The organism is Phaeobacter piscinae (genome assembly GCF_002407245.1).
Classification (GTDB): Bacteria; Pseudomonadota; Alphaproteobacteria; order Rhodobacterales; family Rhodobacteraceae; genus Phaeobacter; species Phaeobacter piscinae.
In genome coordinates, this window is the sequence record NZ_CP010681.1 from 3,464,456 (window position 1) to 3,484,945 (window position 20,490).

General features: G+C 56.3%; 25 protein-coding genes. 9 read left to right on the forward strand and 16 right to left on the reverse strand.

Annotation, left to right across the window (positions count from 1 at the left end):
• The first annotated feature begins 2 nt into the window (after nt 1–2).
• On the forward strand, nt 3–356 hold the full coding sequence (locus phaeop14_RS16430; protein WP_096790135.1) for a YbaN family protein: 354 nt from the start codon (nt 3–5) through the stop codon (nt 354–356).
• Here the strand turns inward: phaeop14_RS16430 and phaeop14_RS16435 are convergent.
• From phaeop14_RS16435 to phaeop14_RS16465, 7 genes are all read right to left on the reverse strand, one after another.
• Nucleotides 346–1,239 (reverse strand): ParB/RepB/Spo0J family partition protein, encoded by an 894-nt coding sequence (locus phaeop14_RS16435; protein WP_096790136.1) that lies wholly within the window; start codon nt 1,237–1,239, stop codon nt 346–348. The two genes, phaeop14_RS16430 and phaeop14_RS16435, sit on opposite strands and share 11 nt — an antisense overlap.
• 20 nt (nt 1,240–1,259) lie before the next feature.
• Complete coding sequence (locus phaeop14_RS16440; RefSeq protein WP_040175111.1) at nt 1,260–2,069, reverse strand: ParA family protein; 810 nt, start codon at nt 2,067–2,069, stop codon at nt 1,260–1,262.
• Nucleotides 2,062–2,676 (reverse strand): 16S rRNA (guanine(527)-N(7))-methyltransferase RsmG, encoded by a 615-nt coding sequence (rsmG, locus tag phaeop14_RS16445; RefSeq protein WP_096790137.1) that lies wholly within the window; start codon nt 2,674–2,676, stop codon nt 2,062–2,064. Before rsmG ends, phaeop14_RS16440 begins: the two co-directional genes overlap by 8 nt.
• Nucleotides 2,677–4,551 (reverse strand): tRNA uridine-5-carboxymethylaminomethyl(34) synthesis enzyme MnmG, encoded by a 1,875-nt coding sequence (gene mnmG, locus phaeop14_RS16450; RefSeq protein ID WP_096790342.1) that lies wholly within the window; start codon nt 4,549–4,551, stop codon nt 2,677–2,679.
• Between the two features lie 12 nt (nt 4,552–4,563).
• Complete coding sequence (mnmE, locus tag phaeop14_RS16455) at nt 4,564–5,856, reverse strand: tRNA uridine-5-carboxymethylaminomethyl(34) synthesis GTPase MnmE (protein WP_096790138.1); 1,293 nt, start codon at nt 5,854–5,856, stop codon at nt 4,564–4,566.
• Nucleotides 5,857–5,888: 32 nt separating this feature from the next.
• On the reverse strand, nt 5,889–7,160 hold the full coding sequence (gene rho, locus phaeop14_RS16460; RefSeq protein WP_014876396.1) for a transcription termination factor Rho: 1,272 nt from the start codon (nt 7,158–7,160) through the stop codon (nt 5,889–5,891).
• 129 nt (nt 7,161–7,289) lie between these two features.
• A complete protein-coding gene (locus phaeop14_RS16465) occupies nt 7,290–7,745 on the reverse strand; it encodes a CopD family protein (RefSeq protein WP_040178994.1) in 456 nt (151 codons plus the stop codon).
• Nucleotides 7,746–8,150: 405 nt separating this feature from the next.
• Between phaeop14_RS16465 and phaeop14_RS16470 the strand changes: the two genes are divergently transcribed.
• The 4 genes from phaeop14_RS16470 to dnaQ are packed head-to-tail and all read left to right on the forward strand — an operon-like array spanning nt 8,151 to nt 10,900.
• Nucleotides 8,151–8,750 (forward strand): Maf family protein, encoded by a 600-nt coding sequence (locus tag phaeop14_RS16470; protein WP_096790139.1) that lies wholly within the window; start codon nt 8,151–8,153, stop codon nt 8,748–8,750.
• Entirely contained in the window at nt 8,747–9,580 is an 834-nt protein-coding gene (locus phaeop14_RS16475; RefSeq protein ID WP_014881539.1) for a shikimate dehydrogenase, read from the forward strand. The genes phaeop14_RS16470 and phaeop14_RS16475 overlap by 4 nt, the downstream gene beginning before the upstream one ends.
• Nucleotides 9,577–10,170, forward strand: coding sequence for a dephospho-CoA kinase (gene coaE / locus phaeop14_RS16480; RefSeq protein ID WP_040179001.1), 594 nt, complete (start codon nt 9,577–9,579; stop codon nt 10,168–10,170). Before phaeop14_RS16475 ends, coaE begins: the two co-directional genes overlap by 4 nt.
• The gene (gene dnaQ, locus phaeop14_RS16485) at nt 10,163–10,900 is read left to right on the forward strand and encodes a DNA polymerase III subunit epsilon (RefSeq protein WP_040179004.1); all 738 of its coding nucleotides are present in this window, start codon (nt 10,163–10,165) and stop codon (nt 10,898–10,900) included. The genes coaE and dnaQ overlap by 8 nt, the downstream gene beginning before the upstream one ends.
• A 76-nt stretch (nt 10,901–10,976) precedes the next feature.
• Here dnaQ and secB read toward each other — a convergent pair whose 3' ends face one another.
• Together secB and phaeop14_RS16495 are read right to left on the reverse strand one after the other, a co-directional pair.
• Complete coding sequence (gene secB / locus phaeop14_RS16490) at nt 10,977–11,471, reverse strand: protein-export chaperone SecB (RefSeq protein ID WP_014876402.1); 495 nt, start codon at nt 11,469–11,471, stop codon at nt 10,977–10,979.
• A 79-nt stretch (nt 11,472–11,550) separates the two neighbouring features.
• Nucleotides 11,551–12,057, reverse strand: a complete 507-nt coding sequence (locus tag phaeop14_RS16495) for an FxsA family protein (protein ID WP_096790140.1) — start codon at nt 12,055–12,057, stop codon at nt 11,551–11,553.
• Between the two features lie 115 nt (nt 12,058–12,172).
• Between phaeop14_RS16495 and phaeop14_RS16500 the strand changes: the two genes are divergently transcribed.
• From phaeop14_RS16500 to phaeop14_RS16510, 3 genes are read left to right on the forward strand one after another with little or no spacing between them, the layout of a single operon-like run.
• On the forward strand, nt 12,173–12,829 hold the full coding sequence (locus phaeop14_RS16500; protein WP_040175100.1) for a Tim44/TimA family putative adaptor protein: 657 nt from the start codon (nt 12,173–12,175) through the stop codon (nt 12,827–12,829).
• Entirely contained in the window at nt 12,826–13,881 is a 1,056-nt protein-coding gene (mltA, locus tag phaeop14_RS16505; protein ID WP_096790141.1) for a murein transglycosylase A, read from the forward strand. Before phaeop14_RS16500 ends, mltA begins: the two co-directional genes overlap by 4 nt.
• The gene (locus phaeop14_RS16510; RefSeq protein ID WP_040175098.1) at nt 13,881–14,483 is read left to right on the forward strand and encodes a Smr/MutS family protein; all 603 of its coding nucleotides are present in this window, start codon (nt 13,881–13,883) and stop codon (nt 14,481–14,483) included. Before mltA ends, phaeop14_RS16510 begins: the two co-directional genes overlap by 1 nt.
• A gap of 21 nt (nt 14,484–14,504) precedes the next feature.
• Here phaeop14_RS16510 and phaeop14_RS16515 read toward each other — a convergent pair whose 3' ends face one another.
• The 4 genes from phaeop14_RS16515 to hslV all read right to left on the reverse strand — a co-directional run bounded on the left by phaeop14_RS16515 (nt 14,505) and on the right by hslV (nt 18,694).
• Nucleotides 14,505–15,650 carry an alpha/beta hydrolase gene (locus tag phaeop14_RS16515; protein WP_040179008.1) on the reverse strand — a complete coding sequence of 382 codons (1,146 nt, stop codon included), beginning with the start codon at nt 15,648–15,650 and terminating at the stop codon, nt 14,505–14,507.
• Between the two features lie 85 nt (nt 15,651–15,735).
• Nucleotides 15,736–17,046 (reverse strand): ATP-dependent protease ATPase subunit HslU, encoded by a 1,311-nt coding sequence (gene hslU / locus phaeop14_RS16520; RefSeq protein ID WP_040179009.1) that lies wholly within the window; start codon nt 17,044–17,046, stop codon nt 15,736–15,738.
• 12 nt (nt 17,047–17,058) lie between these two features.
• A complete protein-coding gene (locus phaeop14_RS16525) occupies nt 17,059–18,129 on the reverse strand; it encodes a hypothetical protein (RefSeq protein ID WP_096790142.1) in 1,071 nt (356 codons plus the stop codon).
• Nucleotide 18,130: 1 nt separating this feature from the next.
• A complete protein-coding gene (hslV, locus tag phaeop14_RS16530; protein ID WP_024098902.1) occupies nt 18,131–18,694 on the reverse strand; it encodes an ATP-dependent protease subunit HslV in 564 nt (187 codons plus the stop codon).
• Nucleotides 18,695–19,028: 334 nt separating this feature from the next.
• On the opposite strand from hslV, the gene phaeop14_RS16535 reads away from it, so the two are divergent.
• Nucleotides 19,029–19,223, forward strand: coding sequence for a DUF1127 domain-containing protein (locus tag phaeop14_RS16535; protein ID WP_024098903.1), 195 nt, complete (start codon nt 19,029–19,031; stop codon nt 19,221–19,223).
• Nucleotides 19,224–19,302: 79 nt separating this feature from the next.
• Here the strand turns inward: phaeop14_RS16535 and phaeop14_RS16540 are convergent, their stop codons facing one another.
• The 3 genes from phaeop14_RS16540 to trxA all read right to left on the reverse strand — a co-directional run bounded on the left by phaeop14_RS16540 (nt 19,303) and on the right by trxA (nt 20,428).
• Nucleotides 19,303–19,671, reverse strand: coding sequence for a Lin0512 family protein (locus phaeop14_RS16540; RefSeq protein WP_040179012.1), 369 nt, complete (start codon nt 19,669–19,671; stop codon nt 19,303–19,305).
• Nucleotides 19,668–20,015: a Lin0512 family protein gene (locus tag phaeop14_RS16545; protein ID WP_040179013.1), complete on the reverse strand. Its 348-nt coding sequence runs from the start codon at nt 20,013–20,015 to the stop codon at nt 19,668–19,670. Before phaeop14_RS16545 ends, phaeop14_RS16540 begins: the two co-directional genes overlap by 4 nt.
• 92 nt (nt 20,016–20,107) lie before the next feature.
• A complete protein-coding gene (gene trxA / locus phaeop14_RS16550) occupies nt 20,108–20,428 on the reverse strand; it encodes a thioredoxin (RefSeq protein WP_014876414.1) in 321 nt (106 codons plus the stop codon).
• Nucleotides 20,429–20,490 lie beyond the last annotated feature (62 nt).

Consider the following 20,490-nt stretch of genomic DNA (forward strand, 5'->3'; position numbering starts at 1 on the left):
TTATGCGTCTTCTCTACGCCGCGCTTGGGCTTGTATGTGTTGGATTGGCTATTGTAGGAGTCGTCCTTCCTCTCTTACCCACCGTTCCATTTTTGCTGCTCGCCAGTTTTTTCTTTGCCAATTCTTCCGAGCGGCTGCACGAGTGGATCATAAACCATCAACTATTTGGCCCTATGATCCAGGATTGGCATGAGCGAGGCGCTATTCGACCCGCCGCAAAAAAGGCGGCAACCATCTCAGTTGCCGCCGTGTTCGGTTTGTCGGTTGTTTTTTCAGTACCAAATCACGTCCTGATCATTCAGGCCATTACACTTGGTGCCGTGATGATATTCATATGGTCACGCCCTAGCGGCTAAGGCGCCCGCAAAGATCATCCAACTCATCCAGAGATGCGTAGCTAACGCACAGAACACCGCTTTCACCACCCGCGCGATGATCAATCGACACTTTCATGCGCAGCGCGGCTGAGAGATCTGCTTCCAAGGCGCGCGTATCCGCATCTTTTTCTGCTGTTTTCTTGGCCGAACGCGCTGTTGCAACCTGCAGGCCGGCCGCATCTTTCTTCACCAGCGCCTCAGTCGCACGTACTGACAGACCACCTTTAACGATTTTCTTCGCCAAATCTGACGCATTGTCAGAAGTGATAAGAGCACGGGCATGACCAGCTGAGAGACGTCGTTCTTGAACCAAAGACTGTACATCATCCGGCAGATGCAGCAGCCTGACCAGATTGGCGATATGGCTCCGGCTTTTACCAAGCGCTTCGGCCATTTTCTCCTGCGTATGGCCAAATTTATCCATCAACTGCTTGTAACTTTGCGCCTCTTCCATGGCGTTAAGGTCAGAGCGTTGAATGTTCTCAATGATGGCAACTTCCATCATCTCGACATCGGAATAGTCCCGAATAATGACCGGTACTTCGTGCAGTTTTGCGCCTTGCGCAGCACGCCAGCGGCGTTCGCCGGCAACAATCTCATACTGCCCGCCAGGACGAGGCCGCACGATAAGAGGCTGAAGAACCCCCTTCTCCCGGATCGACGCGGTTAGGTCATCCAGATCTTCCTGCAAAAACTGGCGACGCGGCTGATCTGGGTTCGCGATAACTTTCTCGATTGGCACCATGACTTCGGTGCTTCTGACTGCCTGTTTTTCTGTGCTAACAGGTTCCGGGTTCACATCCGCCATTAGAGCTGACAAGCCTCTTCCCAATCCTCTGGGTTTGTTTTTCTTTTCTGACATTACTGCGCCTCCAGCTGTGGTTAGGCTGCGAGTTTCTGATGTCTCGCAATCAGTTCTTCTGCAAGGGCGCGATACGCATTCGCCCCTAGCGAGTTCGTGTCGTAGGTCAATACCGGCAACGCGTACGACGGCGCCTCACTGACACGCACATTCCGAGGAATCTTCGTTTCAAAGACCAATTCCCCCAGATGCCCACGGGCGTCCTGCTCTACCTGCTGAGACAGGTTATTCCGCCGGTCGTACATCGTCAGCACAATTCCCTCAATCCGAAGGTTCGGGTTTGCTGTCTGACGCACCTCACGGATTGTAAGCATCAGTTGTGAGACCCCCTCAAGGGCGAAAAATTCGCTTTGCAATGGGACCAGCACAGAATGGGACGCAACCATCGCGTTGACGGTCAATAGGTTCAGAGATGGAGGACAGTCGATCAGGACGTAATCCCAATCGTAGTCATCCATTGCCGGCTGACGCAACGCATCGTGCAGCAGGAAGCTGCGCTTTTCATTTGTAAAAAGTTCGATATCCGCCGAACTCAGATCAACGGTCGCCGGGATAATGCAAAGGTCTTCAATCTCCGTCTCGCGGATAACCTCATTCAATGCAACATCATCTACAAGAAGGTCATAGGTTGTAAGAGTGCGATCTGTGGCCTCGATTCCAAGACCTGTCGAGGCATTGCCTTGGGGATCCAGATCGACAACCAGGACCCTATACCCCGTTTCAACCAGAGCTGCTGCCAAATTAATTGCGGTTGTCGTCTTGCCGACGCCACCCTTTTGATTGGCCACGGCAATAATTCGTGGCCCAGCCGGCCGGGACAAATCAGACACGCGTAACTCCCCTGATTTCCAAAACAACCGCGTCGGGTTCAGTCCAACTCTTAGTGGATTTCAGGTCAAATTGCCATTGGCTCCGCGCGTTATCCACTTCTTTTTTCCACTGTATTCCCTTGGAAAAAAGTGCAATTCCCTTCGGTTGGAGATGTCGTTCGGCAAAGCCAAGCAACGTCGAAAGATCGGCTAGTGCACGTGCTGAGATAACATCAACCGCCATCGGCGGCACCTTTTCGATACGCTCAGATACCACCGTTGCCGTCACGCCGCATTCACGAATAGCCGTGCGAAGAAATGCGCACTTCCGCTGATCACTTTCGATCAGAGTAACTGCGCAATCTGGCGCTCGCTCCGCGGCCAGAATCGCGACAACAACACCTGGAAAGCCACCGCCACTCCCGATATCAAGCCAGGACCGCGGAAAATCAATCCCTTGGCAAATCTGCACCGAATCTACGATGTGGCGATCCCATACATCGGCCAATGTGGATTTGGCGATAAGGTTGATTTTCGGAGACCACTTTTTAACAAGAGCTTCGTAGTGCTTAAGTCGCTCATATGTTTCACGTGAAACATATGACTGTCCGATATTAATCTCACCCATTTATGCAGTCTTCCCATGGCTCGTGGTATCGCCGCGGCGTAGCCTTGCCAGGATCAGTGCCAGCGCCGCTGGTGTCATTCCATCGACCCTTCCCGCTTGGGCCAGGGTTTCAGGTCTGGATTTTTCCAGCTTTCCACGCAGCTCGTTCGACAAGCCCTCAAAATCGTAGGAAAAGTCAAATGGGATACGATACCCCTCGTCTCGTTTCAGCGCTTCGATCTCACGTTTCTGGCGAATGATGTAGTTCGCGTACAGGGCATCTCGCTCGATTTGACGACGAATAGGGTCTTCGCAGGTTCCAAGATCGGGTAGCAGGCGCAAGATATCTTCGAACACCACATCAGGAAATGCCAATACGTCGGTCGCCGTCCGTCGGTTTCCGTCCTGATTTACCGTGATACCAGCTTCATTGATCTCTTTCGGTGTGAACCGTCGATTATCCATTTGGGATCGGGCCGCCTCGAGTTTCTCCATTTTTTTGGAAAAGAACTCACGACGCACCTCACCGACGCACCCAAGATCAAGCCCGATACCAGTCAACCGCTGATCAGCGTTGTCCGCACGCAAAGATAGCCTGAATTCGGCCCGAGACGTGAACATTCGATAAGGTTCAGTCACTCCATTTGTTGTGAGATCATCGATCATCACGCCAATATAGCTGTCGGAGCGACTAAACGTGACCGGTTCCATCTCTTTTGAATACCGTGCGGCATTCAACCCCGCTACAAGACCCTGTGCTGCAGCTTCCTCATATCCTGTGGTACCGTTGATTTGCCCTGCAAGATATAGACCCCGATGCGACTTTAGGGCCAAATCTAGTCCCAAAGCGCGCGGATCCACATAATCATACTCAATTGCATACCCTGGCTGCAAGATCACGGCATCTTCCAAACCGAAAATGGAGCGAACATAACTCTCTTGGATGTCTAGTGGCAGACTTGTCGAAATACCATTTGGATAGACGGTATGATCATCTGCTCCTTCCGGTTCGAGGAAGATTTGATGACTTTCTTTGTCAGCGAACCGTACCACTTTATCTTCAATTGACGGGCAATAGCGCGGACCAACGCCGTCGATGTGCCCGCCATACATGGCCGATTTTCCGAGATTGTCCCGAATAATGTCATGTGTCTGCGTGTTGGTATGTGTAATCCCACAAACGACTTGAGCTGCCGATGTAGATGTTGTCAAGAAACTGAAGAACGTAGGATCATCATCTCCGGGCTGCCCCTCCAGCTTCTCCCATGCGATGGTGCGGCCATCCAGTCGCGGTGGCGTGCCTGTCTTCAACCGCCCGAGTTGCACATCGAAACTGTCAAGTCTCTCTGCAAGGCGGATCGAAGGCTTATCCCCCATACGGCCGCCTGGTTTAGATACATCACCGATGTGAATAACGCCCCTCAGGAAGGTTCCGGATGTCAGAATGACGGCGTGACTTTTGATCTTGCTTTCGTCAGCCAGACACACCCCATTGACCTTGTTGCCAGTCATCATAAAATCGGTGACTTCGCCTGGGATAATATCAAGGTTAGGCTGGGCTTCTGTCTCAGCCAACATCTCACGACGATAGATCCTCCGATCTGACTGCGCCCTTGGGCCCTGCACAGCCGGCCCCTTGCGTCTATTGAGGAGGCGGAATTGTATGCCAGCTCTATCAGCGACACGCCCCATAACGCCATCGAGTGCGTCGATCTCACGAACCAGATGCCCCTTACCCAATCCGCCAATTGCGGGATTGCAAGACATCACACCAATGCTGTCCTTTGTGAGGGTAACAAGAGCTGTTTTTGCGCCCATACGGGCGGCCGCATGGGCGGCCTCTGTCCCTGCATGCCCCCCACCAACAACGATGACATCGTAATCTGGATGTTTCACGTGAAACACTCCTTACTTTCCCAAGCAAAAACTGGAGAAGATTTCATCCAAAAGGTTCTCTACCCCTACACGGCCAACCAACATCTCCAAGGCGCGAAGGGCCGAACGCAGATCTTCAGCAGCGACATCATAAAACTCTGGACCGTAGTTTAGCACATCTTGCGCGGTCTTCAGGCGGTCATATGCCGTCTTCATTGTCTCTCGATGTCGCGCACGCGTGGCAATACCTGCCTTACCAGCACGATTTTTCAGCGCTTTGGTAATGTCCGCGATCAGCACGTCTATGCCCTGCCCGGTTTGTCCGGAAACCGCCTTTTTAGAAGCATCATTGCCGATCAGATCCGCCTTTGGGGTAACAACAATATCGTCCTCAAGGATGTCGATATCAATTGCATCTCGATCATTGGTCAAAAACACGCGAAGGTCTGCCGCCTCTGCCCGTTTCTTCGCTATTTTGATGCCGATCCCTTCGACATGATCGTCAGTCTCGCGCAGGCCGGCGGTATCAAGAAGAGTCACGGGCAGACCCGCCAAATCCATCCTTACCTCGATCACGTCCCGGGTCGTGCCGGCATATTCCGACGTGATAGCAGCCTCGCGGCCGGCCAGAGCATTGAGTAGTGTTGACTTGCCAACGTTTGGTGCACCGATGATTGCAACTTCAAATCCGCTGCGAATCCGTTCAGCCATCTGTACACCAGAAATCTGAGGTTCCAAATCCGCTGTTACGCCGGCCAAAAGCTCTTTGACTTCCTCAGTGACATCTACGGGAACATCTTCATCGGCAAAGTCAATTGTTACCTCAATCAGGGATGCAGCGCGAATAAGGTCTTTTCGCCAGCGCTCAGCCAAATCAGAAAGCCCGCCGGCGAGTACGGCTTGCGCCTGTACCCGCTGCGCCTCGGTCTCTGCATCGATCAAATCCGCCAATGCCTCAACCTGGGAGAGGTCCAGCTTACCATTTTCAAGCGCACGGCGGGTAAACTCACCTGGGTCCGCCAGTCGCACATCTTCAAACTGACCCAATAGATCAAGCATGGCACTGACAACCGACGTGCTGCCATGGACCTGAAATTCAACGGTATCCTCACCAGTGAAGCTATTCGGGCCGGCGAAAGTGAGCACCAAGGCTTCGTCGATACGCGCCTTACTGCGATCAGACAGAACGCGCAACGCCCGACCAGGACAGGGCAAAGCACCGCCACTGATAACAGAAGCGGTGCTGATAGCCTTTGGGCCAGAGAGACGTATAACCGAAACGCCGGCCTTCCCTTGGGCGGAGGCCAGCGCAAAGATCGTGTCCATCAGGTGACCTTCCTTTCGTGCCGGCCAGTCTACTAGGTGTTCATTGAGTCGAAGAATTCGGAATTTGTCTTCGTTTGCTTCAACTTAGACAAAAGGAATTCAATCGCGTCGGTGGTACCCATTGGGTTCAGAATCCGGCGTAACACAAATGTTTTGGCGAGATCGCCTTTGTCAACGAGCAGATCCTCTTTCCGTGTACCGGATTTGAGAATATCGATCGCTGGGAACACGCGTTTGTCTGCGATCTTCCGATCAAGGACGATTTCAGAGTTACCGGTCCCTTTGAATTCTTCAAAGATCACCTCGTCCATCCGACTACCGGTGTCGATGAGAGCCGTCGCGATGATCGTCAAAGAGCCGCCTTCTTCGATATTTCGGGCCGCACCAAAGAATCGTTTGGGACGTTGCAGCGCGTTTGCATCAACACCACCAGTCAAGACTTTACCAGAAGACGGCACCACTGTGTTGAATGCTCTACCAAGTCTTGTGATCGAGTCGAGAAGAATAACAACATCTCGTTTATGCTCTACCAAACGCTTGGCCTTCTCGATGACCATTTCGGACACCGCAACGTGGCGGGTCGCAGGTTCGTCGAAGGTGGAGGACACGACCTCACCCTTGACCGAGCGCTGCATATCGGTGACCTCTTCCGGGCGTTCGTCGATCAGGAGAACGATCAGATAGCATTCGGGGTGATTCTTCGCGATGGAATGCGCGATGTTCTGGAGAATAACTGTCTTACCGGTCCGCGGTGGCGCCACGATCAGGGATCGCTGGCCTTTACCAATCGGGGAGACCAAATCGATCACGCGGGCAGAGCGATCTTTGATGGTCGGATCTTCGATCTCCATCTTCAGGCGCTCATCAGGATAGAGCGGTGTCAGGTTGTCAAAAGCGATCTTGTGACGGGCCTTCTCCGGCTCTTCGAAGTTGATTTTGGTGACATTCGTCAGCGCAAAATACCGTTCGTTTTCCAGCGGCGATTTGATCTGGCCGTCAACCGTATCGCCGGTCCGCAGCGCATATTGCCGGATCATATCGGGCGAAACATAGATATCGTCGGGACCCGGCAGATAGTTGGCCTCGGGCGAGCGCAGGAACCCGAATCCATCTTGAAGAACCTCAAGCACACCATCGCCGGCAATTTCCCAGCCTTCATCCGCGCGTTCGCGGAGAATCTGGAACATCATCTCACCCTTGCGCATGGTGGAGGCGTTTTCGATCTCCAGCTCTTCGGCCATGGACAGAAGGTCCTTAGGGCTCTTGGCCTTAAGATCGGAAAGGTTCAGGGATTGAACGGTCATATATATACGGCCTTTGTTCTCCCCTGAGATCTGGGGAGCGGTGTCATAGGTATAAGGAAGACACGAGTGCCCGGACGGGCCCGTTAGCCGCATACATAAGGGGTCCACCCTGCTGAGTCAAATCCCCGCTCAGAACTTGAAAATGACCGATATGACGATGACCACCATCAGCAGTGTCGGGACTTCGTTCATCATTCTATAGCTGCGACCACTGCGGGTGTTCTTCCCATTTGCGAAGTCACGGTGACGGATCAGCAGCCAGTGGTGGAACCAGGTCATCCCCAGAACGCTCAGGCCCTTCGTCCAGGGCCAAAGACTACTCCAGTCGACCAACCCCGGCGTCAGCACCATTAACAGCCCTGCAGCCCAGCTGACGTACATAGCGGGCCTCATGATGATGCGGAGCAACTTCTCTTCCATCATGACAAAGATGGGAAGGCTGTCCGGCACCTTCTCTGCCTGCTCCACGTGATAAACGAAAAGCCTCGGGAGGTAGAACAGTCCTGCCATCCAGCTAATCACTGCCATGATGTGCAGAGATTTGGCGTAGGGGTAAATTTCAAAGAGCAGATCGCTCAGATCCATGGCAGGCCTCTCGGTTCCCTCTCTCCCCTTAAAATATAAGTATTTTAAAAGGATGATGTTTTAGTAGTGCACCCTAAAAACGGTGGATAACTGACTCGTCCACCGGCTTATCCCCGCTTGGGATAACTTACCAGCATTACCCCCAGCGACATGATGCCTCTTGCCGGCAGGCTATAAAAACATGAGAAATATCACGTTCATTTTGGGGTTTGGATGTGGGGATAAACCTGGGGTGAAATCGGAGCAACTGAGATATCCACGATTTCAAAGTTATCCCTATCCTCTCAGGGCGAATCTGCCGGCAAGCAAATGGGGATTTTGAGGTTCTCCACGGCTTGCGAAATGGCCGAAATTTCATACAAACCATCCTAAGCTCATCACACTCTTGCCCACGGGGTTTTCCACATGTCTACCCACATCGTTCTGGCTTCCGGATCGCAGATACGCGCCCAGCTGCTGCGGCAGGCTGGCGTTCCGTTTGAGGTCGCCGCGGCCCGCATCGACGAAGCGGCGATCAAGGCGGCGCTTCTGGCTGAGGAGGCCACGCCGCGTGATATCTCCGATACGCTGGCAGAGGCGAAGGCGCGCAAGGTCAGCGCCAAGTTCCCCGGTGCCCTGGTGTTGGGCTGTGATCAGGTCCTCGAGTTTGATGGAAAATTGTTATCAAAACCAAAAGATTCGGATGACGCCTTTGCTCAGCTGAAGATGATGCGCGGTAAGCGACATATGTTATTGTCCGCTGCGGTCATCTATCGCGACAATGAGCCGCTGTGGCGGCATATCGGCCAGGTGCGGCTTAGGATGCGGTCCAGTTCGGATGCATATCTGCGCAGTTATGTTGCGCGAAACTGGGACAGCATTCAGCATGCCGTTGGCGGATATAAGCTGGAGGAAGAAGGGGTTCGATTGTTCAGCGCCATCGAGGGAGACTATTTCAACGTGCTTGGATTACCGTTGTTGGAGCTGCTGAACCATCTGGCCCTTCAGGGAGTGATTGAGCAATGAATGATACTCGGATTCCGCTGGCTGGCGTGATCGGCAGCCCGGTGGCCCATTCCCGATCGCCATTGGTGCACGGCCATTGGCTCCGGACTTATGGGATTGCTGGTCACTATGTGCCGCTGCATGTCGAACCCGGTCAGTTGGAGGAGGTTGTCCGCAGTCTGCCCAAGATGGGATTTGTTGGGGCCAACATCACCATCCCGCATAAGGAACAGATTATGGAGATCGCCGATCAGGTGACGGATCGTGCGACATTGATCGGTGCGGCCAACACGCTGATCTTCCGTCCTGACGGCTCAATTCTTGCTGATAATACAGATGGTTACGGGTTTATCACCAATCTGCACCAGGCCGCGCCGGATTGGGATCCTGCCACCGGTCCAGCCGTAGTATTTGGGGCCGGCGGTGCCAGTCGCGCGGTGATCGCTTCACTGCTTGAGGCAGGCGTACCAGAGATTCTGCTGAGCAATCGCACGCGGGAACGCGCGGATCAGTTCCGCAGTGAATTTGGCTCCCGCATTCAGGTCGTCGACTGGGTGCAGGTTGGCAACGTGATCGAACAGGCTGCACTCCTGGTGAATACAACCTCTCTTGGGATGGTCGGAAAGCCACGCCTGCGTGTGCCCTTGGACGGGCTGCGCTCCAGCACTGTTGTGACGGATCTGGTCTATACACCGCTGAAAACGGATATGCTGCAATGGGCCGAGGATATCGGCTGTACCACCGTTGATGGTCTGGGAATGCTGTTGCATCAGGCCGTACCGGGGTTTGAGCGCTGGTTTGGCAAACGACCTGAGGTGGACGCTGCAACGCGGGAGGCCGCATTGGCATGAGCTACGCGTTAGGGTTAACCGGATCCATCGGTATGGGGAAAAGCGCAACTGCGCAAATCTTTGCCGAAGAAGGCTGCGCAGTCTGGGACGCGGATGCTGCGGTTCACCGTCTTTATGATGTGGGCGGCGCAGCGGTTGCCCCCATCGGGGATGCATGGCCAGCGGCTGTTATCGAAGGACGGGTTGACCGGGGTCGCTTGCGTGACATCATCGCCGGCGATGGCAGCGCCCTGCCCCGGATTGAGACAATCGTGCACCCGCTTGTTGCGGCTGATCGCGAGGCTTTCAGAGCGTCGTCGTCACATGATGTTCTGGTGTTTGATATCCCGCTGCTGTTTGAAACTGGTGGTGACGCAGGAATGGATGCCGTCGCCTGCGTCTGGATCAATGCCGAGACCCAGCGCCAGCGGGTCCTTGCGCGCAAGACGATGACGGTTGAGCAATTTGAACAAATCCTGCAAAAACAGATGCCGATAGAGGATAAGAAAGCGCGGGCCGATTATCTGATCGAGACCGACACCCCGGATCACGCCAAAGCACAGGTACGGTCCATCCTCGCACAAATTAGAAGGCAGATCGCAGATGCGTGAAATCGTTCTTGATACGGAAACCACCGGCTTTGATCCGTTTTCTGGTGACCGGATTGTCGAAATCGGTGCGGTTGAACTGTTCAATCACATGCCGACGGGTGAGACATTTCACGTCTATATCAACCCTAAACGCTCCATGCCGCAGGACGCGTTTAAGGTGCACGGCATCGGGCCGGATCTTCTGGAGCCGCCACAGCAACCCGGTCCAGGCGCTGTAACACTGCGCGACAAGCCCGTGTTCGCGAAAGTGGGCCAGAAATTTCTGGATTTCGTCCGGGATTCCAAAATGGTGATCCATAACGCGGCCTTCGATATGAAGTTCCTCAATGCGGAGCTGGATTGGATGGGGCTACCAAAGCTGCCGATGGAACAGGCGGTTGATACGCTGGCGATTGCCCGCAAACGCTTTCCTGGCTCGCCGGCGACGCTGGATGCGCTCTGCCGCCGCTTCAATATCGACAACAGCAATCGAACATTGCACGGCGCGTTGCTCGATTCCGAAATCCTGGCCGATGTCTATCTGGAACTGATCGGGGGGCGGCAGCCTGATTTTGGCCTTTCAACCTCCAATGACAAGGCCAGCAGCGGGGCGACGGTGACAGATGACTGGCGCCCGACCGCCCGGCCCTCCCCGCTGCCGTCGCGGTTGACAGAGAAGGAACAGGAGGCACATGCCAAGTTTGTTGCAAAAATGGGGGATGACGCCCTTTGGAACGGCGCCGGTAGCTGATCCCTGACCCTAGGTCCTGAATGCAAAAACGCCGCTGAAAACAGCGGCGTTTTCCATATCCGAATTTGGCGAGCTCTTATTGCTGCGGCTGTTCAGCGGCCTCAGCCTGCTGACGGCGCGCCAGTTCGTTGCGGTAGATCGCGACGAAATCGATATTGTCGAGGTTCAGCGGCGGGAAACCACCGTCGCGGGTGACGTCGGACACGATGCGACGTAGGAACGGGAAGAGCATACGCGGGCATTCGATCAGCAGGAACGGGTGCAGCTGATCTTCGGGAATGCCGGAGATGTTGAAAATCCCGACGTATTCCAGTTCCAGAACGAAGAGGACGACATTGCCTTCTTTGTCCTTGGACTCGATGTTCAGTTTGGTCATCACCTCATACTGGTTTTCCGCCTGACGCTTCTTTGCATCAAGGGCAACCTGCACGCTGACATCGGGCTGAACGTCAGCGCCGACGCCTTTTTGTGCCATGACGTTTTCGAACGACATGTCGCGGATGAACTGGCCCAGGATATTCATCTGGACTTGCGGCTGCTGCACGCCTTCTGTTGCGCCGTTTTCGGCCATGAAGCTACTCCTAAACTATGTTTTGCCCGTGCTTATCAGCTTGGCGGCGGTACCTCAACGGGGGTGTCGCGCCACCCGCCTAGCCTTGCCCATCAACCCAGCCGGAGGGGCCTTTTCGCGGTCGATCCTTGCTGACGTCTTCATAGTCTGCATCAATGATATCGCCCTGCGGTTTAGGGGAATTGTCGCTCGGATAGCTGCGGCCGTGCATGCTGCCAGGGCCCATCTGGAACCGGGCCACCGTCATTTTTGAGCGGAGGTAGCGATAAACGGCAATACGTATCTGCGGGACCAGAAGGGCGAAGCCAACCGCGTCTGTGAAAAACCCAGGCGTAAGCAGCAGGGCACCGGCCACCAGGATCATGGCGCCATGCGCCAGCGGCTCGGTGGGGTCGTTCAGCTGTTCGAAAGAGCTACGAAGCTGGCCGAGGGCCAGCCGGCCCTGCGTACGGACCAGCCAGGTTCCCAACACGGCTGTCAGCACCACGATGGCCAGCGTTGGCCAGAGGCCGATCGCGCCACCGACTTGAATAAAAAGTGCGATTTCAATGATCGGAACCATCAGAAAGGCGAGAAAGAGATACATGCTGGGTTTCCTCAGAACTTGCGCGGGACGGTGGACTTGCGCCGACCCGTCACCTACATAAGGTTGGAACGCTTTAGTTTCAAACGAAGCATGAACATCTACCGTAGAGGTTGTTATGGAGTCGCCCGTGATTCAGCTGTTGGTTTTGGCCGGTATTGCCGTGTTTTTGATCCTACGCCTGAAAAGCGTTTTGGGCACCCGCGAAGGGTTTGAAAAGCCGGCTGTGCCGCAGGCTGATCGCCAGAACCGACGCCCCGAACTTGAGGTGATCGAAGGCGGGCCGGATCACGACATCGTTGACTACGTCCCTGAGGACAGCCCCCAGGCCAGCGATCTTGCCGCGATGAAGAAGGCCGAACCATCCTTCGAGGTGCGCGAGTTCGTGCAGGGTGCCCGCGGCGCATATGAAATGATCCTGATGGCCTTTGAACGCGGCGAGCTGGATGATATTGAAGCTTTCCTCGCGCCCGACGTCTTTGACAGTTTTGTCACCGCTGTTGCCCATCGTGAGGATCAGGGGCTGACGATTGAGGCGGAATTTATCGGTGTCCGCGAGACGACGTTGACCGACACCAGCTTTGATCCGGCAACTGGCGATGCACAGATTACGATGCGGTTTGTCGCTGAGTTGACCTCGGTTGTGCGTGATCGCGGTGGAGATATTGTTGAGGGTGATCCCAAGGCGGTGAAACGCCAGAAAGACACTTGGGTCTTTGGCCGTACCATGGGTAGCGCGGACCCGAACTGGCATCTGGTCGCCACGGACGCATGATGCGTGGGCTTCGGCGGGCACTTTGTGCGCTGGCTCTTGGAGCTGGCGCATATTTGTTTCCGCAGGGCGGACAGGCGGAAACCAGCTACACCATGCTGTCCTTCGCTCAGCTGGAGGGCTGGGCAGAGGATGACCACAAAGCGGCGTTGGGTGCATTTCTGCAGACTTGCCGGGATCTGAATGATCCCGACTGGCGTGCGCTCTGTGCGTTGGCCAACGAACAAGACCCAAAGGCCGCGCGCGGCTTCTTCCAGCTGTTCTTTCGCCCAGTCCTGATTGAAGACGGCGCGCCAGCGCTGTTCACCGGCTATTTTGAACCCGAACTCTCGGGTGCGCGCCGGCCCAGCTCGCGTTACCGGTACCCGGTTTATCGCCAGCCACCGGAGGCGCGCAAGATCAGCCAGTGGCTGACACGACGCGAGATGCTGACAAGCGGTGTGATGGAGGGGCGCGGATTGGAAATCGCCTGGGTGGACGATCCGGTAGAGCTGTTTTTTCTGCAAATTCAGGGATCTGGGCGAATTCGCCTGCCTGATGGGTCGTCGATCCGTGTCGGCTACGGTGGTGCAAACGGCCATGAATACCGGTCCATCGGCACCGAATTGGTCCGTCGCGGTATCTACAATATCCATCAGGTCAGCGCCGCAGTGATCAAACGCTGGGTGCGGCGCAACCCTCTCGCCGGCGAGGATCTCCTGATGCACAATCCCTCGTATGTGTTTTTCCGCGAGGTGAGCCGCATCCCCGCCTCTGCCGGCCCGCTGGGGGCAATGAACCGTTCGGTGACCACCCTACGCAGTCTGGCAGTTGATCCACGTTTCACGCCGCTGGGTGCGCCGGTCTGGTTGGAAAAAGACGGAGCAAAGCCGATGCGCCGGCTGATGATTGCGCAGGATACCGGATCAGCGATTAAGGGCGCGCAGCGGGCCGATGTGTTTTTTGGCAGCGGTGACGAAGCCGGAATTGAGGCCGGCAAGCTGCGAGATCCCGGCCGCATGGTGGTTCTGCTGCCTATTCAGCGTGCCTATGCGTTGCTACCGGGAGACGATTGATGACCCGCCGCAAACTGACATCTGAGGAAATCGACCTCTGGCACCGCGTCGCCAAACAGGCGGAGCGGCTACATCCCAAAACACGCACCGCTCCTGCCACTGCCCATTTGCCAAAACCAAAGCCGACAAAATCGCCGCTTCCGCCGCAGGAGCGGTTCACGCCAGAGCTGTTCGAGTTGGGGTCCAAGGCGGGATCAAAGCCGGCCAGGCATGATCTGAAGCCAAGTGTCACCAGTGGTCTGATCGCCGCGCCGATGCAGATGGACGGCAAGGCCTACCGCAAGATGAAACGCGGCAAACTGAAGCCTGAGGGTAAGCTGGATCTCCATGGAATGCGGGTTGATTCCGCCCATCCGGCGCTGGTTGGTTTTGTCCTGTCAGCGCATTCTGCCGGCAAGCGGCTGGTGCTGGTAATCACCGGCAAGGGGAAGGATCGCGACGAACCCGGCCCGATGCCGGTTCCCCGTGGCGTGTTGCGGCACCAGGTGCCGCAGTGGTTGTCGCTGCCGCCATTGTCGCAGGTGGTGCTTCAGGTGACGCCGGCCCATGTCAGCCATGGTGGCGGCGGGGCATATTACGTCTATCTGCGCCGCCACCGCTGAGACCGGTTCAAGGCGCTTGGCTCAGCGATCTTCGCCGCGATAGACATTTGCTTGATAGTTTTCTGACAGTGTAATCTCGACGGCGTTGTCCTCCTTGTCGACCACCAGTCGACCGGGGAACAGGCGCTGGATCGAGAGCGCCTCGCGGTCGAAGGCCGCAGCAGTCTGGCGCGCCGAATTGAGGATGGACAGCACCGCCGGTGAGGTTGCAGCCACAAAATGCCCGGATTCCGCGGTATCGGCATAGGCCGTTGTATCGACCACTTCGATGGGCAGCTCAGACACGTCATCCAGTGATTTCAGATTGCCGAGCCGGCCCCGGTTGTGGGTTCCACGCAGGCGTTGCGACAGGTTCAGCACATTGTCCTTGCGCGACACCATTACGACAAATGGCTGCGGCACCGGATCAATCCTGCGCATCTGGCTGCGGAAGACTTCGACATCCAGATCCGGCGACATCAGGATCACCGCACCAAGGTTTTTGCTGCTCCAGCCGGGTGTCTTGATCTCCATTTGGCGCATGGTTTCCATCACCAGCTGCGATCCCATGGAATGTGCCACCAGCACCACGCGGTTGGACACACCGGGTTTCAGATTGCGCAGCAATTGTTCCAGGCCATCACGTGCGAATAACACGCTGTCGCCGTCGTAGGCATAGCCCAGAGGATTGCCCTGACTGGGCCAGGAATAAATGATCGTGGCGCCGGGAATGTCGATGTCATTGGTTAGCTGTGCGGCCCGGAATGCAGTCTCGGCCTGGGTTGAGTTGAACCCATGCACAAACACCGTAATGTCGCGCTCCCCGACAGGATAGGCTGACAGTTCTTGAGCGATCCGACGGTTCAGCTCAGCCATCCCATCCAGCCGCTTCCGGCCGGCCATGGTGAACTGGGTTTCGGGGTTGGGCTCGGCATAGGCAAAATCCAACTGCCCCGGAGAATGAGTGGGCGGGATGGATACTGTCAGCTCCAGCAGGCGCAGAGTATCAGATCGTTCCGGGCCAAAGGTGCCATTGGGCAGCGGTTCACGAGTGGTTGCGCCGAATATGGTTTTGGCTTTGCCGATTTCCAAAGCGTCCGGAACGGTTGGGGTAAAGGATCTATCAGTGCATCCAGCTGCAACAATCAACACGATGCAAAGACGGGAAAGGACTCGTGAAAAACGCATGTTTCGGACCACCAATTGACAATGGCGGCAGGCTACTGGGCGCCCACCGCCATGTCCACTGGTTGCGCAGGCGCCCTAACGGCGATCAGAGTACGTATCGGCTGACATCTGCGGATTTGGTCAGCTCACCCAGGTTCTTGCGGACAAATTCGGCATTCACGGTGACCGTTTCACCTGAACGATCCGGTGCGCTGAAGGACAGTTCCTCGAACACACGTTCGATCACCGTATAAAGACGCCGTGCGCCGATGTTCTCAACGGTCTGATTGACCTCGGCTGCAATCTTTGCCAGCGATGCGATCCCGTCATCGGTGAAGCTGACAGTCACCTCCTCAGTACCCAGCAGAGCAGTATATTGCAGCGTCAGCGCATTGTCCGTCTCGGTGAGGATACGCACGAAATCCTCTTCGCTAAGCGCGCGCAGATTGACACGGATCGGCAGGCGGCCCTGCAGTTCGGGCAGCAGATCTGATGGTTTGGCAATATGAAATGCACCCGAAGCGATAAACAGGATATGGTCGGTTTTGATCGGACCGTGCTTGGTCGACACGGTGGTGCCTTCAATCAGGGGCAGCAGATCGCGCTGCACCCCCTCGCGGCTGACGTCGCCGCCACGCGCGTCTTGGCGGGTGCAGACCTTGTCGATTTCGTCGAGAAACACGATGCCATTCTGTTCAACAGATTCAAGCGCCGCCTTGGTCACGGTCTCATCGTCCAAGAGCTTGTCCGCTTCTTCGCCGATCAGCACATCATAGCTGTCAGCAACAGTCATCTTCTTGCGCGTGGTGCGTCCGCCCATCGCTTTCCCGAACAGATCGCCGAGGTTCATCATGCCCATGTTGCCACCCGGCTGGCCGGGGATTTCGAACATGCCCCCCATCGGGTTGGAGGTGTCAGAAACATCCAGTTCGATGATGGTATCATCCAGCTCGCCGGCTTTCAGCTTCTTGCGGAACATATCGCGGGTGGCATCTCGGGCGTCGGTGCCGGCGATGGCATCGATCACCCGTTCTTCAGCAGCCTGACGGGCCTTGGCCCTTACGTCATCGCGCATGTGTTCGCGCGTTTGGACAATGGCGATATCCACCAGATCCCGGATGATCTGTTCCACGTCGCGACCGACATAGCCAACCTCGGTGAATTTGGTGGCTTCCACCTTGATGAAGGGCGCGCGAGCCAGTTTTGCCAGCCGGCGAGAGATCTCGGTCTTGCCGACACCGGTGGGTCCGATCATCAGAATATTCTTGGGGTAAACTTCGTCGCGCAGGTCATCGCCCAGCTGCTTGCGGCGCCAGCGGTTGCGCAGTGCGACAGCAACCGCCCGTTTGGCATCAGTCTGGCCGATAATGAAGCGATCCAGTTCAGAGACGATTTCGCGAGGGGTGAGGTCAGTCATGAGAGGTCCGTTTCAGTGAGCGGGCGGCAGCCGGTCCAGCGGCAACACCCGTGAGAGAGGGGAAATCAGCAAGGCCCGGATCCGTGCCCAGAAGGCACCAAGGATCACCAGGAACAGGCCCAGCACAAGAATGGTTGTCGCGGCGCCGTCGCCGTCGAAGACTGTGGCCGCCAAGGTAACGCTGTAACCGATCGCAGCAATCAGAAATGACCGCCGGTCAATGATGATCGCAACCAGCGCGAAGGCGAAGAGCACGGCCATCAGCGCCAGATTTGCGCTGGACGTGCCGCTGTCCAGCAGGCTGAGAGCGATGGTGTTGACCAAGGCGGGGGCGGCGACCACGTGCAGCCAGAAACCTTGCGCAGAGCGCCGGGTCACCCGGTGCGGATCGCTCAGATCAAACAGCATCGCCACCGCAAAGACGCCGACGCCAACCAGCAGGGTTACCCAGGCAAAGGGGCCGGAGGCTGACAGTAGAAATAGATCACTCATGCCAGTCAGGCTGCCGGATTGGTTTGCAGCCAGCATCAGCGCCAGCGTGAACACGCCAAGCGCGATCAGCGCCATCGCAAAGGGAACGCGAAACCGCAGCCAGTAGATCGCAATTGAGACGGTGGTTAACGCAACAGCCAGCGGCAGGCTGGAATAGTCTCCCTGCGCGACCATGAACACCTGCGAATATTCCGCCGAAAGCCCGACGCCGGCATTCAGGGTCCAAAGGATCGAAAGCGCAATCGCCGGCGCGACCATACGACGACGGCGGATGAAATACTCACTCAGCACCCATAATACCACGGCCCCAACCAGAGAGGACATGGTCGCCTTTTGAACCAGACCACCCAACCCTTCGGCCATGGAAATGCCGGTGACGGCGGCCCATCCGGTGGCCAGAATGATCAAACCGATGACAATGAAGATCTCGTTGAACCCTTTGAACAGCTCAAAAGGTTCATCACCGGGAGCGAGATTTTCACGCGCCCCCCGTCGGCTATGCGCCAAGGCCATGAGAGAGGCCGCCTGGGCCTCGCTCAAGAGACCCGAGCCAACTGCTGCGCGAATATCGTTTTGATCGATATGGCTCATGTCAGTCCTTTTGGCTGATGCTTTCAACTGTCAGACGACCGTTGGTATAGACGCAGATATCAGCGGCAATCGCCATGGCATCCCGGGCCACAGCCTCGGCGTTGCGATCACTGTCCATCATGCCGCGTGCGGCCGCCAGCGCGAAGTTGCCGCCTGATCCGATGGCGGCCACGTCATGTTCGGGTTCCAGCACATCGCCGGCGCCGGTGATCACGAACATATCCGCCCCGTCGGTCACGATCAGCATGGCTTCCAGTTTTTGCAGGTATTTGTCAGTGCGCCAGTCCTTGGCCAGTTCAACACTGGCGCGGGCGAGCTGCCCCGGAGTGGCTTCCAGTTTCGCCTCCAGCCGTTCCAGCAAAGTGAAGGCATCGGCGGTGGAGCCGGCAAACCCTGCCACAACATCAAATCCACCAGGCGACAGGCGGCGCACCTTGCGGGCAGAGCCCTTGATCACGGTTTGGCCCAGGGACACCTGCCCGTCGCCGGCGATGACGACTTCGCCGTCTTTTTTCACGCCAATGATCGTGGTGCCGTGCCAGCCCGGAAATTGATCGTCTGCCATCATGTTCTCCTCGTTTCCAGGCCTATATGGGCACTGGTCATTTATACCTCAACCGGGTGCTATCCGTTGCGGGGGCCGGGGATCAAGTGAATAGCCACCTCCGGCGCCTTGCGCGGCCCATCTGACAAGCGCCTGTCGAGTGGACGACGACCGCTCGCCGACGATGGCTGAGAAGAGACTTGTGCCCGGTATGCGGGCAGGCTGCCTAAAAAACATGCTATGCAAAAACTGCAATTCGGGGCTGTCGAACCGGCAATTGTGAGACTCGGCAGCCCACCCTACATGAGGCTCACAACCGACACGGTGTCGGCTGGTTCTCATAAGGGATGCGCAAATGGCTACCACAGCAAACATCCATGCGCCGATCGGTGCAGTGACCGTACTCCGCCTGGTGGACGCAGTCTTCAACGCCAAGTCTTCGATCCTGGCGTGGAAAGAAGCACGCGACACCCGCAACGCCCTGTCCGAGCTGACCGATACCCAGCTGGAAGACATCGGCCTGACACGCGCGGATATCGCAAAGATCTGAGGACAGGTTCCTCAGCACCAAGATGATTTGGCCGCTCCTTTCAGGGCGGCTTTTTCTTTTGTTAGAGTCTGTTTTGCGATCAGGAGCGCAATTGAAAGCGCCCAGCCTGATCCGGTAACCAGGCTTCTACCGCAGCTGTGGCGACCACATGTTTGTTGCCGTCCGCAGGATCATCCACATTCAACCCTCCAAAAACCGCCCGCACAGTGGCGCGTCCACGTGGCAGATCGGCGGCGACCAGATCGCAGTCTACCTTGTCGGGTTCCTGAACACCGATTGTGACCTCAACCCTCATTTCAGTATGGTCTATACCTAGTTTCGCAAAAAGCGTGATCGAGGAGTGGTGCAGCGCATCCTGCACCGCGCGGCGGGCCGCCTTGGTGTAATCCTGCCCATAAAGATCATTGCCGGTGCCCATTTCCAGAATAATGCGTTTCTCCTCGGTCATTCTGTCGGCTCCATGTCAAATGAGACGATGATGGCTGCATTGGCGATCACCGTGTGGCCAGTGCCGGGTTTGTCGATATCAAGGCCGCCCTTGGTCACATGAATCTCCGCTGTGCCATATGGAAAGACCGCGCTAAGCGCGTCGCAGTCGATGGCGTCGGGGTTTTGCACGCCGATTTCAGCACGGATGCGCATGGCGGATTTTGGGAAATCGAACAGTTCGGCAACATTGACCGAGTTGTGCCAGAGCGCGTCCTTGATCGCCCGTTTTGCGGCCTCGGTATAGTCCTGTCGCCGCAGCGATGTCCCCATCCCGAACTCTACCAACACCCGCGTTTCAGCCATGATCCCTCCTCCAATTCTGTCGTTTTGAAAGCCAGTTATGAAAAAGGCGCCCCAATGGGACGCCTTCTGATATTTCTGATCGTCTGTCTGGTTCAGATCGACTCGTCGATCCAGCTTTGCAGCGCAGCCTTGGGCGCGGCACCAGAGCGGTTGGAGACAACCTCGCCATTCTTGAAAATGAACAGCGCAGGAATGCCGCGTACACCCATGGCCGAAGCTGCGTTGGGGTTGCTGTCGACATCGACTTTGGCGATCTTGACCTTATCGCCGTATTCAGCCGCCAGCTCTTCCAGAGCGGGGCCAATCTGTTTGCAGGGACCGCACCATTCGGCCCAGAAATCCACCACGACGGGGACTTCGGAATTCTTCACTTCGGCATCGAAAGTGGCATCGGTTACGGCGACGGTGGACATTGGAATGTCTCCCTAAGAGTGTGGCAGTTCGGCTGTGAACCTATGAACGCCTTAACGGATCG

What these genes read in the sequence shown, in the direction of transcription:
- rho (WP_014876396.1), bottom strand. Translation starts at nt 7,160, where the DNA reads ATGACCGTTCAATCCCTGAACCTTTCCGATCTTAAGGCCAAGAGCCCT.
- phaeop14_RS16495 (WP_096790140.1), bottom strand. Translation starts at nt 12,057, where the DNA reads ATGTATCTCTTTCTCGCCTTTCTGATGGTTCCGATCATTGAAATCGCA.
- hslU (WP_040179009.1), bottom strand. Translation starts at nt 17,046, where the DNA reads ATGACTGACCTCACCCCTCGCGAAATCGTCTCTGAACTGGATCGCTTC.
- trxA (WP_014876414.1), bottom strand. Translation starts at nt 20,428, where the DNA reads ATGTCCACCGTCGCCGTAACCGATGCCACTTTCGATGCCGAAGTGAAG.
- rsmG (WP_096790137.1), bottom strand. Translation starts at nt 2,676, where the DNA reads ATGGGTGAGATTAATATCGGACAGTCATATGTTTCACGTGAAACATAT.
- phaeop14_RS16515 (WP_040179008.1), bottom strand. Translation starts at nt 15,650, where the DNA reads ATGCGTTTTTCACGAGTCCTTTCCCGTCTTTGCATCGTGTTGATTGTT.
- phaeop14_RS16525 (WP_096790142.1), bottom strand. Translation starts at nt 18,129, where the DNA reads ATGAGCCATATCGATCAAAACGATATTCGCGCAGCAGTTGGCTCGGGT.
- dnaQ (WP_040179004.1), top strand. Translation starts at nt 10,163, where the DNA reads ATGCGTGAAATCGTTCTTGATACGGAAACCACCGGCTTTGATCCGTTT.
- phaeop14_RS16435 (WP_096790136.1), bottom strand. Translation starts at nt 1,239, where the DNA reads ATGTCAGAAAAGAAAAACAAACCCAGAGGATTGGGAAGAGGCTTGTCA.
- phaeop14_RS16535 (WP_024098903.1), top strand. Translation starts at nt 19,029, where the DNA reads ATGGCTACCACAGCAAACATCCATGCGCCGATCGGTGCAGTGACCGTA.
- phaeop14_RS16430 (WP_096790135.1), top strand. Translation starts at nt 3, where the DNA reads ATGCGTCTTCTCTACGCCGCGCTTGGGCTTGTATGTGTTGGATTGGCT.
- mnmE (WP_096790138.1), bottom strand. Translation starts at nt 5,856, where the DNA reads ATGGACACGATCTTTGCGCTGGCCTCCGCCCAAGGGAAGGCCGGCGTT.
- phaeop14_RS16500 (WP_040175100.1), top strand. Translation starts at nt 12,173, where the DNA reads ATGGAGTCGCCCGTGATTCAGCTGTTGGTTTTGGCCGGTATTGCCGTG.
- phaeop14_RS16540 (WP_040179012.1), bottom strand. Translation starts at nt 19,671, where the DNA reads ATGACCGAGGAGAAACGCATTATTCTGGAAATGGGCACCGGCAATGAT.
- secB (WP_014876402.1), bottom strand. Translation starts at nt 11,471, where the DNA reads ATGGCCGAAAACGGCGCAACAGAAGGCGTGCAGCAGCCGCAAGTCCAG.
- phaeop14_RS16465 (WP_040178994.1), bottom strand. Translation starts at nt 7,745, where the DNA reads ATGGATCTGAGCGATCTGCTCTTTGAAATTTACCCCTACGCCAAATCT.
- phaeop14_RS16510 (WP_040175098.1), top strand. Translation starts at nt 13,881, where the DNA reads ATGACCCGCCGCAAACTGACATCTGAGGAAATCGACCTCTGGCACCGC.
- hslV (WP_024098902.1), bottom strand. Translation starts at nt 18,694, where the DNA reads ATGGCAGACGATCAATTTCCGGGCTGGCACGGCACCACGATCATTGGC.
- phaeop14_RS16475 (WP_014881539.1), top strand. Translation starts at nt 8,747, where the DNA reads ATGAATGATACTCGGATTCCGCTGGCTGGCGTGATCGGCAGCCCGGTG.
- mltA (WP_096790141.1), top strand. Translation starts at nt 12,826, where the DNA reads ATGATGCGTGGGCTTCGGCGGGCACTTTGTGCGCTGGCTCTTGGAGCT.
- coaE (WP_040179001.1), top strand. Translation starts at nt 9,577, where the DNA reads ATGAGCTACGCGTTAGGGTTAACCGGATCCATCGGTATGGGGAAAAGC.
- phaeop14_RS16470 (WP_096790139.1), top strand. Translation starts at nt 8,151, where the DNA reads ATGTCTACCCACATCGTTCTGGCTTCCGGATCGCAGATACGCGCCCAG.
- phaeop14_RS16545 (WP_040179013.1), bottom strand. Translation starts at nt 20,015, where the DNA reads ATGGCTGAAACGCGGGTGTTGGTAGAGTTCGGGATGGGGACATCGCTG.